Here is a 15,086-nt window from a genome sequence, read left to right on the forward strand (position 1 = left end):
GACAGGTGAGCACACAGCAACCTCACCTCTCTGAAAGGCCAGTACATGACCCACGTCCGGGCGCCCAAGCGCCAGTCCCCTCGATTCCTGCGGCGCGCCGCCACGGCGCGCCTGGCCGGACGCATTGCCACCGCCTCGCTGCTGGCGGCGCCGGTCCTCGGCGTTCCAACCGCGGCCCACGCGCAGGCCGCCGCGACCCGCAGCTATGACATTCCCGCGGGCACGCTCGAGGACGCGCTGGGCCGCTACGGGCGCGAAGCCGGCATCGTGCTGTCGTTCCGGCCCGATGTGACCGCCGGCCTGCAAAGCAACGGCCTGCGGGGCAACTACGGCGTGCGCGGCGGACTGGACGCGCTGCTGGCCGGCACCGGCATCCGGGTGCTGCCGCAGGCGAACGGCAGCTATGTGCTGGACCGTCCCGCAGGCGCGGGGATCGCGACCACGCAACTGCCCGCCGTGACGGTGACCGCCTCGGCCGCCGATCCCGCCCTGCCCGCGCCCTTTGCGGGCGGCCAGGTGGCGCGCGGCGGCGGCCTGGGCGTGCTGGGCACGGCCGACATCATGGACACGCCGTTCAGCACCACCAATTACACCGCGCAGATGATCGAGAACCAGCAGGCCCGCACGCTGGCCGACGTGGTGATCAACGAGTCGTCGGTGCGCACCACGACCTCCAGCGGCGGCTTTTCCGACGAGTTCCAGATCCGCGGCTCTTCCGTGTCCGCCGGCGACGTGGGCCTGAACGGCCTGTACGGCCTGGCCTCCGCCAGCCGCATGCCCGCCGCCATGATGGAGCGCGTCGAAGTCCTGAAGGGCCCCGGCACGCTGATGAACGGCATCGGCCCCAGCGGCAGCATCGGCGGCGGCATCAACATCGTCACCAAGCGCGCCGGCGACGAGCCCCTGACCCGGCTGACCACCACGTACCAGAGCAAGTCGCAGCTGGGCGGCCAGCTCGACATGGGCCGGCGCTTTGGCGAGAACAATGAATGGGGCATCCGCGTCAACGGCGTGTACAACAACGGCGACACGACCATCGACGACGGCAAACAGGAGCAAGGCGTGGGCGCGCTGGCGCTGGACTATCGCGGCGCGCGGCTGCGCTGGTCGCTGGACGCCTACACGCAGCACGAGGACATCGACAATTTCCGGCCGCAGATCGGGTTCCAGTCGAACGTGACTTCGCTGCCCTCGCCGCCGTCGGGCCACCGCAATTTCTACCCCGGCACCGAGCTCACGCTCAACGATTCCACCGTCGCCACGCGTCTTGAATACGACATCAACGACCACCTGATGGTCTATGGCGCGACCGGCTACCGCTATGGCACCGCCGAGCAGACTTTCCCGTCCGGCCCCGCCGACGCGCTGGGCAACTTCACGGTGACGAACGCCTACTACGATTCGTATTCGCGCACCTGGACCGGCGACGTCGGCCTGCGCGCGCGCTTTGACACCTGGGGCGTCGGCCACACCCTGACCCTGTCCGCCACGCGCCTGGACCAGGAATCCGGCAACGCCTACGTCACGTCCGGCACCTCGGTGCCGTCCAGCATCTTCCGTCCCGCGCCGCTGCCCCCGGTCACCGCCGACCGCGGCGCGCCGCAGAAGGCGTCCAAGACCGAGCTGACCAGCTACACCCTGACCGACACGCTGTCCTTCGCCGACGACACCCTGCTGATCACGGGCGGCCTGCGCAATCAGCGCGTGGCCCTGGACAACTATTCGACGGCCACCGGCGCGCGCACCAGCTCGTATGACGAAAGCGCGATCTCGCCGGTCGCGGGCATCGTGTTCAAGCCCATTTCCAACGTCTCGCTGTACGGCAACTTCACCTCGGGCCTGACCCGCGGCGGCATCGCGCCGGCCACCGCGGCGAACGCCGGCCAGGTCTTCGCGCCGTACAAGTCCAAGCAGTACGAGGCGGGCGTCAAAGTCGACTGGGGCAAGATCATCACCAGCGCGTCGGTGTTCCAGATCACGCGTCCCAACTCGATGACCGACCCGGACACCCGGATCTACAGCTTCGACGGCGAACAGCGCAACCGCGGCCTGGAATTGTCGGCCTTCGGCGAAGCCATGCCGGGCCTGCGCATGATGGCCAGCGCCACGTTCTACGACGCGACGCTCAAGCGCACCGCGGGCGGGGTGAACGACGGCAACGAGGCCAACGGCGTGCCGAAGAACACCTTCAACCTGGGCGTGGATTGGGACACGCCGTGGGTGCGCGGCCTGAGCCTGAACGCGCGCGTGATCCATACGTCGTCGATGTATTTCAACGCGGCCAACACGCTGACCCTGCCCTCGTGGACCCGCTATGACATCGGCGCGCGCTACAACACCGAGATCCTGGGCCGCGCGGTGGTGTTCCGCGCCAACATCGAGAACCTTTTCAACAAGGACTACTGGCTGGCCAGCGGCTCCTACGCCACGGTCGCCGCGCCGCGCACGTTCCTGCTGTCGGCGCAGATCGACTTCTAGGCGCCACGGACCTCCAGCGGCGAACCGCGGCCGGCGCCGCGGATTGCCCAGCTTGCGCCAACGACAGCCGGCCCCTGCACAGGGGCCGGTTTTTTATTGGCGCGGCGCGGCCGCCACGTATTCCCGCAGGGTCTGCACCAGCGCCACGGCGGCGGGCGACAGGCTGCGGTTGCGCGCGGTCACCAGACCGATGGAGCGCTCGGCCACCGGCCCGGTCAGGCGCCGCTGCACGATGCCGTTCTGCGCCACCGCGCCCGCCGCGATCTCGGGCAGCGCCGCGACCCCGAAACCGCATTCCACCATCGCCACGATAGTGGTCAGGTGCTCGGCCTCGAAGGCGGGCGCAAAGCGGATGCGGTTCTGCAGGAAAGCCCATTCCGTGTACTGGCGCACACTGCTCGGATGCACCATGGACACGTGCTCGGCGCCCGCCGTATCGGCCCAGCGCAGCGGCCCCTTGGACCGCGCCAGCGGGTGCGCCTCGGGAATCAGCAGGATGAAACTGTCGGACATCAACGGCACGTAATGCAGGTCCGCATGCTGCGGATCGGCCGCGGTCAGCGCAAAGTCCACCTCGCCGGCGCGGACCAGGTCGAACGCCGGGCCGGACAGCGTATCGCGCACCTTGAGCGCAACGTGCGGATGCGCCTGGCGATAGGCCATCAGCACGCGCGGCAGCAGCCGCGCCGCGAGCGACGGCAGCGCCGCCACCGACACCTGCCCCTGCTCCGCGCTGGAAATGCCGCCCACGGCGGCAATGGCGTCGCGAAACGCCGCCTGCAGGGTCGCGGCCTGCTGCAGGAAGACCTCGCCCGCGGCCGTCAGCCGCACCGTGCGCGTCGTGCGGTCGAACAGGCGCACGCCCAGCGCGTCCTCGATCCGCTGGACCTGCGTGGACAGCGCGGACTGCGACAGATGAAGCTGCCCGGCGGCCTGCCGGAAATTGAGGGTGCGTCCCAGCACCAGCGTCGTGTCGATGTCGCGCATCGACAGATTGATCTGCATGATTCGTCCCCCACCTCAAGCATGGATTTATTGATCTGATTGACCGATCATTCTATTCAAAAATTCTGATTCATCAATCAACCGCGCTTCTCTACACTCGCCCCCAAGCAGGGTTTCAGAACCAGGAGAACAGCATGCAGAAGGACGCAAAGGCGCTGCCCAATCCGGGCGCGGCGCATGCGGTGGTGGTGGGCGGCGGCACGATGGGCGCCGATGTCGCGGTGGTGTTGACCCGCGCGGCCTGCCGCACGACCGTGATCGAATCGAATGCCGACAGGGCGGCCGGCCTGCCCGCGCGGGTGGCCGAAAACCTGAAGACCATCGGGCGCGAGGCGAACGCCGCCCTGCTGGCCACCGCGCCCTCGCTGGACGAGGTGGACTGGTCCACGGTGGATCTGGTCATCGAATGCATCCCCGAGCGCCTGGACATCAAGCAGGCGCTGTTTGCCGACCTGGCGCAACGCGCCCGGCCCGACGCCATCCTGGCCAGCAACAGCTCCAGCTTTCCGATCAGCGCGATCAGCCAGGGCCTGGACACCCGGGGCCGTATGCTTGGCCTGCACTTTTTCATGCCGGCCCACCTGGTGCCGCTCGTCGAGGTGGTGCTGGGCGAGGCCAGCGACGACGCCTGCGCCGACACGCTGATCGCCTTCATGCGGCGCTGCGGCAGCGTGCCGGTCAAGGTCAAGCAGGACCTGCCGGGCTTTCTGGCGAACCGCCTGCAGCACGCGCTGTCGCGCGAGGCCTTCGACCTCATCGACCGCGGCATCGCGTCGCCAGAGGACGTGGACGCCGCCGTGCGCTTCGGCTTTGGCTTCCGGTTCCTGGCCGCCGGCCCCGTCATGCAGCGCGACCACGCCGGCATCGACGTGCACGCCGCGGCCGGCGCGACCATGTACCCGACGTTCTGCAACGCCGATCACCCGGCGCGCTGCCTGACCGAACGCGCCGCCGACGGCCGCCACGGCATGAAGACCGGCGAAGGCTTCTATGCCTGGACGCCGGAAACCATCGCGGCCGAACGCGCCCGCTACGACAGGCTGCTGCGCGCCGGCCTGGACCTGATCGCTCCTGAACTGCCGGAGATCCAGCCTTGAACGCTTCCGTCCCGCCGCGCACCGCGCTGGCCGATTCCCCCGTCATCATCACCGTCGCGCCCAATGGCGCCTACAAGAAGGCCGCCGACCATCCGGCCGTGCCGCTGACCGCCGCCGCGCTGGCGTCGGAAGCGCGCGCCTGCCTGGAAGCCGGCGCCGCCATGATGCACATGCACGTCAGAAAGCCCGACGGCAGCCATCTGCTGGACGCGCAGGCCTATCGCGATGCGCTTGCCGCGGTGCATAAGGCGGTCGGCGACGAGCTGCTGGTGCAGGTGACCAGCGAAGCCGCGGGCGTCTACCAGGCGGCCGAACAGATCGCGATGGTGCGCGAGCTGCAGCCCGAGGCCGTCTCCATCGGCCTGCGCGAGATCGCCGTGCCCGGCATTGCCGAGGCGGACCTCGCCGCGTTCTTCGCGTGGCTGGCCGAACGCCGCGTGATGACGCAGATCATCCTGTACGACGACGCCGACGTGCGCCGCTGGCTGGCGCTGCGCGCGCGCGGGCTGGTTCCGCCCGGCGCGTGGTCGGTGCTGTTCGTGCTGGGCCGCTACAGCGCGGGCCAGACGTCGTCCGCCTACGACCTGCTGCCTTTTCTCGCGGCCTATGACCACGCGCTGCCCTGGGCCATCTGCGCCTTCGGCCCCGAGGAAAACGCCTGCGTCACGACCGCCGCGGCGTTCGGCGGCCATATGCGGGTCGGGTTCGAAAACAACCTGAAGCTGCGCGACGGCACGATCGCGCCGCACAATGCCGCGCTGGTGGCGCAGGCCGCGCAGGGCGCGCGCGCGCTGGGCCGGCCGCTCGCCACCGCCGCCGACGCGCGGCGGATCTACGGGGCCATCGGCTGACCTGACCGCCCTGTGACGCCGGGCCCTGCGCCCGCCCGGCGTCCCGGCGTCCATTTCCCTGCACCGGGCGCATTGCGCCGTGATGACATTTTTTCGCTGTGCCGCAACATTGACGCTGCGCAAAGTCCTCTGCTAAAAGTTCCGCATCCGCACGTTCTACGCAATACCCCTGAAAGTTCCAACTGAGAGGTGGTGTGTGCAAAACGAGTCTGATGGCTATACAAAAGCCCAGGAACTCCGAAGTTTCCTGTTCCTGGCGGCAGTCATGGCCCCGGTGTTGGCGGTTCTCATCGTGGCCGGCTACGGTTTTGCCGTCTGGATCTACCAGATGTTCGCAGGCCCCCCGGGAAGCTGATGCAGCCCCTGCGCCCCCCCTCCCCCCAAGCTCAGCCTTCCTCCGCATCCTGTAGCGCGGCGCCCGAGCTGCATATCGCCAGCATGGTGGTGCACGCCATGCCGCGCCGGCTGACCGGCGTGCGCGCCGCGATCCAGGCGATCGCGGGCGCGGAAATCCACGGCGCTTCCGACACCGGCAAGCTGGTGGTCACCCTGGAAGCCCCCTCCACCGACGACATGATGGCGCAGATCTCCGCGATCCAGCGCCTGGATGGCGTGCTGGCGTCGGCGCTGGTCTTCCAGGCCGCGGATACGCTGGACGCGATGAATCAGGAGATCGACGATGGCCATCGCCCGTAGGGAATTCATCAAGCAGTCCGCCGTTGCCGCCGCAGCCACCGTGGCCGGCATCCCGATCGTGGGCTACACGCAGAACATCGTGACCGAATCCGAGGCCGCCAAGCTGAAATGGTCCAAGGCGCCCTGTAGGTTCTGCGGGACCGGCTGCGGCGTGAACGTCGCGGTCAAGGACAACCTGGTCGTGGCCACGCACGGAGATTTCAACGCCGAGGTCAACAAGGGCCTGAACTGCGTGAAGGGCTATTTCCTGTCCAAGATCATGTACGGCAATGACCGGCTGACCACGCCGCTCTTGCGCATGAAGGACGGCAAGTACGCCAAGGACGGCGAATTCGCGCCCGTGTCCTGGGACACCGCGTTCGACGTGATGGCCGAGCAGTTCAAGCGGGTGCTGAAGGATAAGGGCCCCACCGCGGTCGGCATGTTCGGATCGGGCCAGTGGACCGTCTGGGAAGGCTATGCCGCGCTCAAGCTGATGAAGGCGGGCTTTCGGTCCAACAACCTGGATCCCAACGCGCGCCATTGCATGGCGTCCGCGGCAGTCGGCTTCATGCGCACCTTCGGGGCGGACGAGCCCATGGGCTGTTACGACGACATCGAGAACGCCGACGCCTTCGTGCTGTGGGGTTCGAACATGGCCGAGATGCACCCCATTCTGTGGACGCGCGTCACGGACCGGCGGCTGTCCGCGCCCAAGACCAAGGTGGCGGTGCTGTCCACCTTCGAGCACCGCTCGTATGAGCTGGCCGACCTGACGCTGACCTTCACCCCCCAGACCGACCTGGCGATCCTGAACTACATCGCCAACCACATCATCCAGACCAAGCGGGTGAACCGCGAATTCGTGGACAAGCACACCGTGTTCCGCGAAGGCAACACCGACATCGGCTACGGGCTGCGTCCGGACCACCCGCTGCAGAAGGCGGCCAAGAACGCCGACAAGGCGGGCGGGTCCAAGCCGATCACCTACGAGGAATTCGCCAAGTTCGTCTCCAGTTACGACCTGGACTACACCGCCAAGCTGACGGGCGTGCCAAAGAAGCAGCTCCAGGACCTGGCCGAGCTCTACGCCGATCCCAAGGTGCGCGTCACCTCGTTCTGGACCATGGGGTTCAACCAGCACACCCGCGGCGTGTGGGCCAACAACATGGTCTACAACATCCACCTGCTGACGGGCAAGATCTCGACGCCGGGCAACAGCCCGTTCTCGCTGACCGGCCAGCCCTCGGCCTGCGGCACGGCGCGCGAGGTCGGGACGTTTTCGCACCGCCTGCCCGCCGACCTGGTCGTCACCAATCCCAAGCACCGCGCGCATGCCGAAGAGATCTGGCAACTGCCCGCGGGCACCATCCCCGACAAGGTCGGCGCCCATGCCGTGCTGCAGAACCGCATGCTCAAGGACGGCACGATCAACGCCTATTGGGTGATGGTCAACAACAACATGCAGGCGGCCGCGAACCTCATGAACGAAGGGTTGCCGGGCTATCGCAATCCCGACAACTTCATCGTGGTGTCGGACGCCTACCCCACCGTCACGACCATTTCGGCCGACCTGATCCTGCCGGCCGCCATGTGGGTGGAAAAGGAAGGCGCCTACGGCAACGCCGAACGCCGCACCCAGTTCTGGCACCAGCTCGTCAATGCGCCGGGCGACGCGCGCTCGGACCTGTGGCAGTTGATGGAGTTCTCCAAGCGCTTCAAGGTCGAGGAAGTGTGGCCGGCCGACCTGCTGGCCAAGAAGCCCGAGTACCGGGGCAAGACCCTGTTCGACGTGCTGTTCGCCAATGGCAAGGTCAACAAGTTCCCCAATACCGAGCTCAACGCCGACTATGAGAATCAAGAAGCCAAGGCCTTCGGCTTCTATGCGCAAAAGGGCCTGTTCGAGGAATACGCGGAGTTCGGCCGCGGCCACGGCCACGACCTTGCGCCCTTCGACACGTACCACGAGGTCCGCGGCCTGCGCTGGCCCGTGGTCAATGGCAAAGAGACGCTCTGGCGCTACCGCGAAGGCAGCGACCCCTACGTGAAGGCGGGCGCGGGCTTCGAGTTCTATGGCAACCCGGACGGCCGCGCCGTGATCTACGCCTTGCCCTACGAGCCGCCCCCGGAGTCGCCGGACGAGGAATATCCGTTCTGGCTGTCCACCGGCCGGGTCCTGGAGCACTGGCATTCGGGATCGATGACGCGGCGCGTTCCCGAACTGTACAAGGCGTTTCCCAATGCGGTCTGTTTCATGCACCCGGACGACGCCCAGGCCATGGGACTGCGCCGGGGCGTGGAGGTCGAAGTCGTCTCGCGGCGCGGCCGGATGCGCACGCGGCTGGAAACGCGGGGACGCGACAAGCCGCCGCGCGGCCTGGTCTTCGTGCCCTGGTTCGACGCCGGTCAGCTCATCAACAAGGTCACCCTGGACGCCACCGATCCGATCTCGTTCCAGACCGACTTCAAGAAATGCGCCGTGAAGATCGTCAAGGTCTGAGCCCGGGAGACAGCCATGAAGAATCGCGTCACCGCAATCGCGCTTTGCGCCCTGCTCGGCTCGGCCGCCTGGGCGGCCCCGCCCTTCGAGGTGGTGGATCCGATGCGCGGCCCCACGCCCGTGGCGGACGAGACCGACCCGCCGCTCATCAGCCCCATCGAGAACAAGGACATCAAGCGGATGCGCACGTATTCCATGCAGCCGCCCACCATCCCGCACAAGATCGATGGCTATCAGATCGACAAGAACTTCAATCGCTGCCTGACCTGCCATGCGCGCGTCAACACGGAAGAGACGCAGGCCCCGCCGCTCAGCGTCACGCACTACATGGACCGCGACAGCAATGTGCTGGCCGAGGTGTCGCCGCGGCGCTATTTCTGCGTGCAATGCCACGTGCCGCAGGCCGAAGCCAAGCCGCTCGTGGCCAATGACTACCAGGACATCGACGTGATCCTCAAGCGCCTGACCGCTCCGGCGTCCGACAAGAAGTAAGGGACAGGAGCCCGTCATGGTCAAGCTCATCAAGCGATACTGGAACATCATCCGCCGGCCCAGCGTGCATTTCAGCCTGGGCTTTCTGACCGTGGGCGGATTCATTGGCGGCATCCTGTTCTGGGGCGCGTTCAACACCGCCATGGAGCTGACGAACACCGAGAAGTTCTGCACCGGCTGCCACGAAATGCGCGACAACGTCTACGCGGAACTCAAGGGCACCATCCACTTCACCAACCGCTCGGGGGTGCGGGCGCTGTGTTCGGACTGCCACGTGCCGCACAACTGGACCGACAAGATCGCGCGCAAGATGCAGGCGTCCAAAGAGGTCTGGGGCAAGATCTTCGGCACCATCGACACGCGCGAGAAGTTCGTCGACAAGCGGCTGGAGCTGGCCCAGCACGAGTGGGCGCGCTTCAAGGCGAACGACTCGCTCGAATGCCGCAACTGCCACAACTACGAATACATGGACTTCACCCGCCAGAGCGTGCGGGCGCAGAACATGCATTCCACCTACCTGGCCGACAAGTCCAAGACCTGCATCGACTGCCACAAAGGCATTGCCCACACGCTGCCGCACATTCCGCCTGGCCAGACCTCCCAAGCGACGCCGCCGGCCAGGGCGTCCCAAGAGGTGGCCAATGCGGCCCGCTGACGCGCCGTCCCCGGTGCTCTGCGCGCGCGGACTGGTCAGCCGGCGCGGCGGACCGGGCGGGCCTGCTCCCCTGGATTTCGACCTGCACGCCGGCCAGCTGCTGCACGTGCAGGGGGCCAACGGCAGCGGCAAGACCAGCCTGCTGCGCATGCTGGCGGGCCTGCTGCGGCCGCTGGCGGGCGCCGTGTTCAACGCGGACGGCGACGTCCGGCGCGATCCGGCCGCGCACTACGCGCGCACCGCCTACCTGGGCCATGGCAACGGCCTGTCCGGCGACCTGACCGCGCTGGAGAACCTGCGCTGCGCCCTGCACGTGGCCGGTACGCCGCACGCCGACGCCGAGATCGCCGCCTGCCTGCGCACGTGGCGGCTGGGCGCCTGCCTGCATGCCCCCGCCGCCCGGCTGTCGCAGGGCCAAGGCCGCCGCCTGGCGCTGGCTGCCGTGGTGCTGGGGGCCAAGCCCCTGTGGCTGCTGGACGAGCCCGACGCGGGCCTGGACGCAGCCAGCCTGGACCAACTGCGGCAGGCCCTGGAGGCGCACCTGGCGGCGGGCGGCGCGGCTGTCGTCGCCTCGCACCGGGCGCCGGCCACCTGCGCCTCCCCTACCCAAACCCTGAACATGGATGACTACGCGGATGCTGGCTACGCTGTCTCAGTTGGCGCTGCGTGAGATCCGGCTGGCCTGGCGGCGACCGGCCGACACGCTGGGCGCGACGCTGTTCTTCATCGTCACGGGTTCCCTGTTCCCGCTGGCGGTGGGGCCCGAGCCCGCGTTGCTGCTGGCGATGGGACCGGGCGTGCTGTGGGTCTGCGCCCTGCTCGGCATCCTGCTCAGCCTGCAGCGCCCCTTTGCGCAGGACTACGACAGCGGCGCGTTGGAACAGTTGCTGGTGTCGCCGCATCCGCTGCCGCTGCTGGTGGGCGTGAAGCTGGGCGCGCACTGGTTCAGCACCTGCCTGCCGCTCATTCTTGCCAGCCCGGTGCTGGCCCTGCAGTTCGGCCTGGCGCCGCACGCCATCGGCATCCTCGTGCTGTCCCTGCTGCTGGGAACGCCCACGCTGGCGCTGGTGGGCGGCCTGGGCGCGGCGTTGACGCTGGGACTGCGCGGCGGCGCGCTGCTGCCGCTCGTGGTGCTGCCGCTGTACGTGCCGGTGCTGATATTTGGCGCGGGCGCCGTGTCGGCCACGCACGCCGGTTTGAGCGCGGGACCGCAGCTCTCGTTGCTGGGCGCGGGCCTGTGCCTGGCGATCCTGCTCTGCCCCTGGAGCGCATCGGCGGCGCTGCGCGTGGCGCTGGACTGAGGGTTCCATGCACATCCCCCCATCCGCCTTCGGCTCCCCCCGCCCCGCCCCGCCACGCACGCGCTGGCTGCGCTACGCCTCGCCCGCGCTGTTTTACCCGCTGGCCGGCCGGATGATTCCGTTCCTTGCCGTGGGCGCCGCCCTGCTCGCGGCCGCCGGGCTGTACACGGGCCTCGTGGCCGCGCCCGTGGACAGCCAGCAGGGCGAGGTCTATCGCATCCTTTTCATCCACGTGGCGGCGGCGTGGATGTCCATGTTCCTGTACCTGGTCATGGCGGGATACGCCGCGCTGGGGCTCATCTTCAACACGCGGCTGTCGTTCATGATGATGCGCGCGCTGGCGCCCACCGGCGCGCTGTTCACGTTCCTGACCCTGTGGACGGGCGCGCTGTGGGGCAAGCCGACGTGGGGCGCATGGTGGGTGTGGGATGCGCGGCTGACGTCCGAGCTGATCCTGCTGTTCCTGTATCTGGGGTTCATGGCCCTGCTGGCCGCCACCGACGACACGCAACGCGCGGACCGGGGCGGCGCGATCCTGCTGCTGGCGGGGGTGGTCAACGTACCCATCATCTATTTCTCGGTGCAATGGTGGAGCACGCTGCATCAGGGCGCGTCCATCAACCTGACGGCCGCGCCCAGCATGGCGCGGATCATGGTCACCGCCATGCTGCTGATGGTCGCCGCCTTCTGGCTGTACAGCGCGGCGGTGGCGCTGGCGCGCGTGCGCGGCATCATCCTGGAGCGCGAGCCCGGCGCCGTGCAGGCGGGCGGCGACATGGCAGCGGGACGGACCGGCCCGCGCGGCGCGCGCACGGAGGCAAAATGAGCTGGGAAACCCTGTTTTCGCTGCAGGGCCACGGCCCGTACATCCTGGGCGCCTACGGCGTCACCATCCTGCTGATGGGGTGGGAGGCGCTGTCGCTATGGCGGCGCGCGCGCCGCGCCCGGCGGCAGCGGGACGACTCCGGCGGTCTCGCCGGCAGGACCCGTCCATGAGCCCGCGCAAGCGCCGCGCGCTCGCCGTCCTGGGCGGTCTCGTGCTGCTGGGACTGGCCACCGCGCTGGTGCTCAACGCCCTGCAATCCAATCTGGTGTTCTTCTTCAGCCCGACGCAGGTGGCGGCCCGCGAGGCGCCCAGCCAGGGGAGCTTTCGCGTGGGCGGCCTGGTCGAACAGGGTTCGCTGCGCCGCGAGGCCGACGGCCTGACCCTGCGCTTTGCCGTGACCGACACGGCCCACGCCGTGCCCGTCGCCTACCAGGGGCTGCTGCCCGACCTGTTCCGCGAAGGCAAGGGCGTGGTCGTGGCCGGCAAGATGGGCCGTGACGGCGTATTCCGCGCCACCGAGGTGCTGGCCAAGCACGACGAGAACTACATGCCGCCGGAAGCCGCCGCGGCGATCAAGCAGGCGGAGGCGCGATGATTCCCGAGATCGGTCTCTTCAGCCTGATCCTCGCGCTGCTGGTGGCGCTGGCGCAGGGCATCCTGCCGCTCATCGGCGCGGCCGCCGGCTGGCAGGCGGGGCTGCGCGTGGCGCGGCCTGCCGCCATGGGACAGTTCGCCCTCACGGCGCTGGCCTTCGCCTGTCTGGCATGGTCCTTCGTGCACAACGACTTTTCCGTGCTGTACGTGGCCGCGAACTCGCACGCCGACCTGCCGCCCGCATACCGCTTCGCGGCAGTCTGGGGCGGACACGAAGGGTCGCTCCTGCTGTGGCAGACCCTGCTGACAGCCTGGACGCTGGCCGTGGCGCTGTGCAGCCGGCGGCTGCCTCTGGCCTTCGCCGGCCGCGTGCTGGCGGTGATGGGCTGGATCAGCGTGGGCCTGCTGCTGTTCATGCTGTTCCTGTCCAACCCGTTCGAACGCCTGATTCCGCCCGCCATGGCGGGCCGCGACCTGAACCCGCTGCTGCAGGACCCGGGCATGATCGTGCATCCGCCCATGCTGTACATGGGCTATGTGGGCTTCTCGGTGGCGTTCGCCTTCGCCATCGCCGCGCTCCTGTCGGGCGAACTGGACGCGCTGTGGGCGCGCTGGGTGCGCCCCTGGACCCTGGCCGCGTGGACGTTCCTTACCATCGGCATCCTGCTGGGCAGCGCCTGGGCCTATTACGTCCTGGGCTGGGGCGGCTGGTGGTTCTGGGACCCGGTCGAAAACGCCTCTTTCATGCCCTGGCTGGCGGGCACCGCGCTGATCCATTCGCTCATCGTCACCGAGCGGCGCGGCGCGTTCCGAAGCTGGACGGTGCTGCTGGCCATCTGCACGTTCTCGCTCAGCATCCTGGGCACCTTCCTGGTCCGCTCGGGCGTGCTGACCTCGGTGCACGCCTTCGCGGTGGACCCGGGCCGGGGCCTGTACATCCTTGCCTTCATGACGGTGATCGTGGGCGGATCGCTTGCGCTGTATGCCTGGCGCGCGCCCTCGGTCGGGCTGGGCGGCGGCTTTTCGCTGCTGTCGCGCGAATCGCTGCTGCTGTCGAACAACGTGGTGCTGACGGTCGCGGCGGGCTCGGTGCTGCTGGGCACGCTGTATCCGGTCGTGCTGGACGTCCTGGCCTGGGGCAAGATCTCCATCGGCCCGCCCTACTTCGAAGCCGTGTTCGTGCCGCTGATGACGCCTGCCATCTTCCTGATGGGCGTGGGCCCGGTCGCGCGCTGGAAGCAGGCCGAGGTCCCCGACCTCGCCAGGCGGCTGAAGGCGGCGTTCGGGGTCAGCGTGCTGACGGCGGTGCTGGCGCCGCTGGCCATGCCCGGGCCGCCGCGCTTCGGATCGCCGATGATCGTGCTGGGCCTGTGGCTGGCCGCCTGGTCCATCGCCAGCGCCGCCGCGCACGCGTGGCAGCGCATTACGGATGGCGAAGGCGAGGTGCTGCGGCGGCTGGCGCGCCAGCCGCGCTCCTGGTACGGAATGCTGCTGGCGCACGCGGGCGTGGGCGTCTTCATCGCGGGCGTCACGCTGGCCAACGGCTACGAAGTCAAGCGCGAGCTGCGGCTGGAGGTGGGCGCGTCCCACGAAGCGGGCGGCTACGGCTTCACGTTCGCCGGCATCGGCCCGGCCGCCGGACCCAACTACAGCGCGCAGCGCGCCGTCTTTCGCGTCACGCGCGACGGCAGGCCGGTGGTCACGCTGTATCCCGAAAAGCGCCTGTATACCGTGCAGGACATGGCGCTCAGCCAGGCCGACATCGACAGCGGCTTTTCGCGCGACCTCTTCGTGGCCCTGGGCGAACCGGTGGGCGAGAACGCCTGGACCGTGCGCATCCAGGTCAAGCCCTTCATGACCTGGATCTGGACGGGGTGCATCCTGATGGCGCTGGGCGGGCTGCTGGCGGCGGGCGACGGCCGCTACCGGCGTACGCAGCAGGCCGGCGCCGCCGTCCCCCAGGCCCGTGGCGCGGCTGCCGGGCGTGCCGCGCGGGAGGGCTATTGATGCTGCGCTACCTGCTGCCGCTGGCCGCGTTCCTGGCGATGGCCGTGTTCCTGGCGATGGGCCTGTCGCGCGACCCGCGCGCGGTGCCGTCGGCGATGATCGACAAGCCCGCCCCCGCCATCGGGCTGCCCGACCTGCTGGAACCGGGCCGCACGCTGGACGTGGAGTCCCTGCGCGGCAAGGTCTGGCTGCTGAACGTGTGGGCCTCCTGGTGCGGTCCCTGCAAGGACGAGCTGCCCGTGCTGCGCGAGGCCGCGCAGCGCCACGGCATCGCGCTCTACGGACTGAACTACAAGGACAAGCCCGACGAGGCGCGCGCATGGCTGGCGCGCAACGGCAATCCGTACCTCGCGTCCGCCAGCGACGCCGACGGGCGGGTGGGCATCGAATATGGCGTCTACGGGGTGCCCGAGACCTTTGTGATCGACGGTGACGGTCGCATCCGCTACAAGCACCTGGGCCTCATCACGCCCGAACTCTGGCGCACGCGCCTGCAACCTGTCATCGAGGCGCTGCAATGACCGCGCCACGTATCCCGCCCCACCCGCCACTGCTGCGCCTGCCGTCGGCCGCGTTGCTGATCGCCGTGGCGACCGCGCTGTTGG

At 68.8% G+C, this 15,086-nt stretch carries 16 protein-coding genes; 15 read left to right on the forward strand and 1 reads right to left on the reverse strand.

The annotated features are described in order from the left end of the window. Positions 1 to 45: 45 nt before the first annotated feature. The gene (locus BXA00_RS27355; protein WP_172805893.1) at positions 46 to 2,478 is read left to right on the forward strand and encodes a TonB-dependent receptor; all 2,433 of its coding nucleotides are present in this window, start codon (positions 46 to 48) and stop codon (positions 2,476 to 2,478) included. Between the two features lie 93 nt (positions 2,479 to 2,571). On the opposite strand, the gene BXA00_RS27360 is transcribed toward BXA00_RS27355, so the two are convergent. Continuing rightward, the gene (locus tag BXA00_RS27360) at positions 2,572 to 3,483 is read right to left on the reverse strand and encodes a LysR family transcriptional regulator (protein WP_076521514.1); all 912 of its coding nucleotides are present in this window, start codon (positions 3,481 to 3,483) and stop codon (positions 2,572 to 2,574) included. A gap of 134 nt (positions 3,484 to 3,617) precedes the next feature. Here BXA00_RS27360 and BXA00_RS27365 point away from each other — a divergent pair, with 134 nt between their 5' ends. From BXA00_RS27365 to BXA00_RS27430, 14 genes are all read left to right on the forward strand, one after another. Continuing rightward, on the forward strand, positions 3,618 to 4,580 hold the full coding sequence (locus BXA00_RS27365; RefSeq protein WP_076521516.1) for a 3-hydroxyacyl-CoA dehydrogenase family protein: 963 nt from the start codon (positions 3,618 to 3,620) through the stop codon (positions 4,578 to 4,580). Next, entirely contained in the window at positions 4,577 to 5,431 is an 855-nt protein-coding gene (locus BXA00_RS27370; protein WP_076521517.1) for a 3-keto-5-aminohexanoate cleavage protein, read from the forward strand. The genes BXA00_RS27365 and BXA00_RS27370 overlap by 4 nt, the downstream gene beginning before the upstream one ends. Positions 5,432 to 5,627: 196 nt before the next feature. Further along, positions 5,628 to 5,786: a periplasmic nitrate reductase, NapE protein gene (gene napE, locus BXA00_RS27375; RefSeq protein WP_076521519.1), complete on the forward strand. Its 159-nt coding sequence runs from the start codon at positions 5,628 to 5,630 to the stop codon at positions 5,784 to 5,786. Continuing rightward, a complete protein-coding gene (locus BXA00_RS27380; protein ID WP_076521521.1) occupies positions 5,786 to 6,127 on the forward strand; it encodes a chaperone NapD in 342 nt (113 codons plus the stop codon). Before napE ends, BXA00_RS27380 begins: the two co-directional genes overlap by 1 nt. Then, positions 6,111 to 8,606, forward strand: coding sequence for a periplasmic nitrate reductase subunit alpha (napA, locus tag BXA00_RS27385; protein ID WP_076521522.1), 2,496 nt, complete (start codon positions 6,111 to 6,113; stop codon positions 8,604 to 8,606). The genes BXA00_RS27380 and napA overlap by 17 nt, the downstream gene beginning before the upstream one ends. A 15-nt stretch (positions 8,607 to 8,621) precedes the next feature. Beyond that, entirely contained in the window at positions 8,622 to 9,098 is a 477-nt protein-coding gene (locus BXA00_RS27390) for a nitrate reductase cytochrome c-type subunit (protein WP_076521524.1), read from the forward strand. Between the two features lie 16 nt (positions 9,099 to 9,114). Further along, on the forward strand, positions 9,115 to 9,753 hold the full coding sequence (locus tag BXA00_RS27395) for a cytochrome c3 family protein (protein WP_076521526.1): 639 nt from the start codon (positions 9,115 to 9,117) through the stop codon (positions 9,751 to 9,753). Further along, the gene (gene ccmA / locus BXA00_RS27400) at positions 9,740 to 10,423 is read left to right on the forward strand and encodes a heme ABC exporter ATP-binding protein CcmA (RefSeq protein WP_076521527.1); all 684 of its coding nucleotides are present in this window, start codon (positions 9,740 to 9,742) and stop codon (positions 10,421 to 10,423) included. Before BXA00_RS27395 ends, ccmA begins: the two co-directional genes overlap by 14 nt. After that, entirely contained in the window at positions 10,389 to 11,054 is a 666-nt protein-coding gene (gene ccmB / locus BXA00_RS27405; RefSeq protein WP_076521529.1) for a heme exporter protein CcmB, read from the forward strand. The genes ccmA and ccmB overlap by 35 nt, the downstream gene beginning before the upstream one ends. Positions 11,055 to 11,061: 7 nt before the next feature. Further along, positions 11,062 to 11,880: a heme ABC transporter permease CcmC gene (gene ccmC / locus BXA00_RS27410; RefSeq protein ID WP_076521530.1), complete on the forward strand. Its 819-nt coding sequence runs from the start codon at positions 11,062 to 11,064 to the stop codon at positions 11,878 to 11,880. Then, positions 11,877 to 12,050, forward strand: a complete 174-nt coding sequence (gene ccmD, locus BXA00_RS27415) for a heme exporter protein CcmD (RefSeq protein WP_076521532.1) — start codon at positions 11,877 to 11,879, stop codon at positions 12,048 to 12,050. The genes ccmC and ccmD overlap by 4 nt, the downstream gene beginning before the upstream one ends. After that, positions 12,047 to 12,475: a cytochrome c maturation protein CcmE gene (gene ccmE / locus BXA00_RS27420; RefSeq protein WP_076521533.1), complete on the forward strand. Its 429-nt coding sequence runs from the start codon at positions 12,047 to 12,049 to the stop codon at positions 12,473 to 12,475. Before ccmD ends, ccmE begins: the two co-directional genes overlap by 4 nt. Next, positions 12,472 to 14,481 (forward strand): heme lyase CcmF/NrfE family subunit, encoded by a 2,010-nt coding sequence (locus BXA00_RS27425; RefSeq protein WP_076521534.1) that lies wholly within the window; start codon positions 12,472 to 12,474, stop codon positions 14,479 to 14,481. Before ccmE ends, BXA00_RS27425 begins: the two co-directional genes overlap by 4 nt. Further along, positions 14,481 to 15,002, forward strand: a complete 522-nt coding sequence (locus tag BXA00_RS27430) for a DsbE family thiol:disulfide interchange protein (protein WP_076521535.1) — start codon at positions 14,481 to 14,483, stop codon at positions 15,000 to 15,002. Before BXA00_RS27425 ends, BXA00_RS27430 begins: the two co-directional genes overlap by 1 nt. Positions 15,003 to 15,086: the final 84 nt, after the last annotated feature.

It is taken from the genome of Achromobacter sp. MFA1 R4 (assembly GCF_900156745.1).
Classification (GTDB): Bacteria; Pseudomonadota; Gammaproteobacteria; order Burkholderiales; family Burkholderiaceae_B; genus Achromobacter.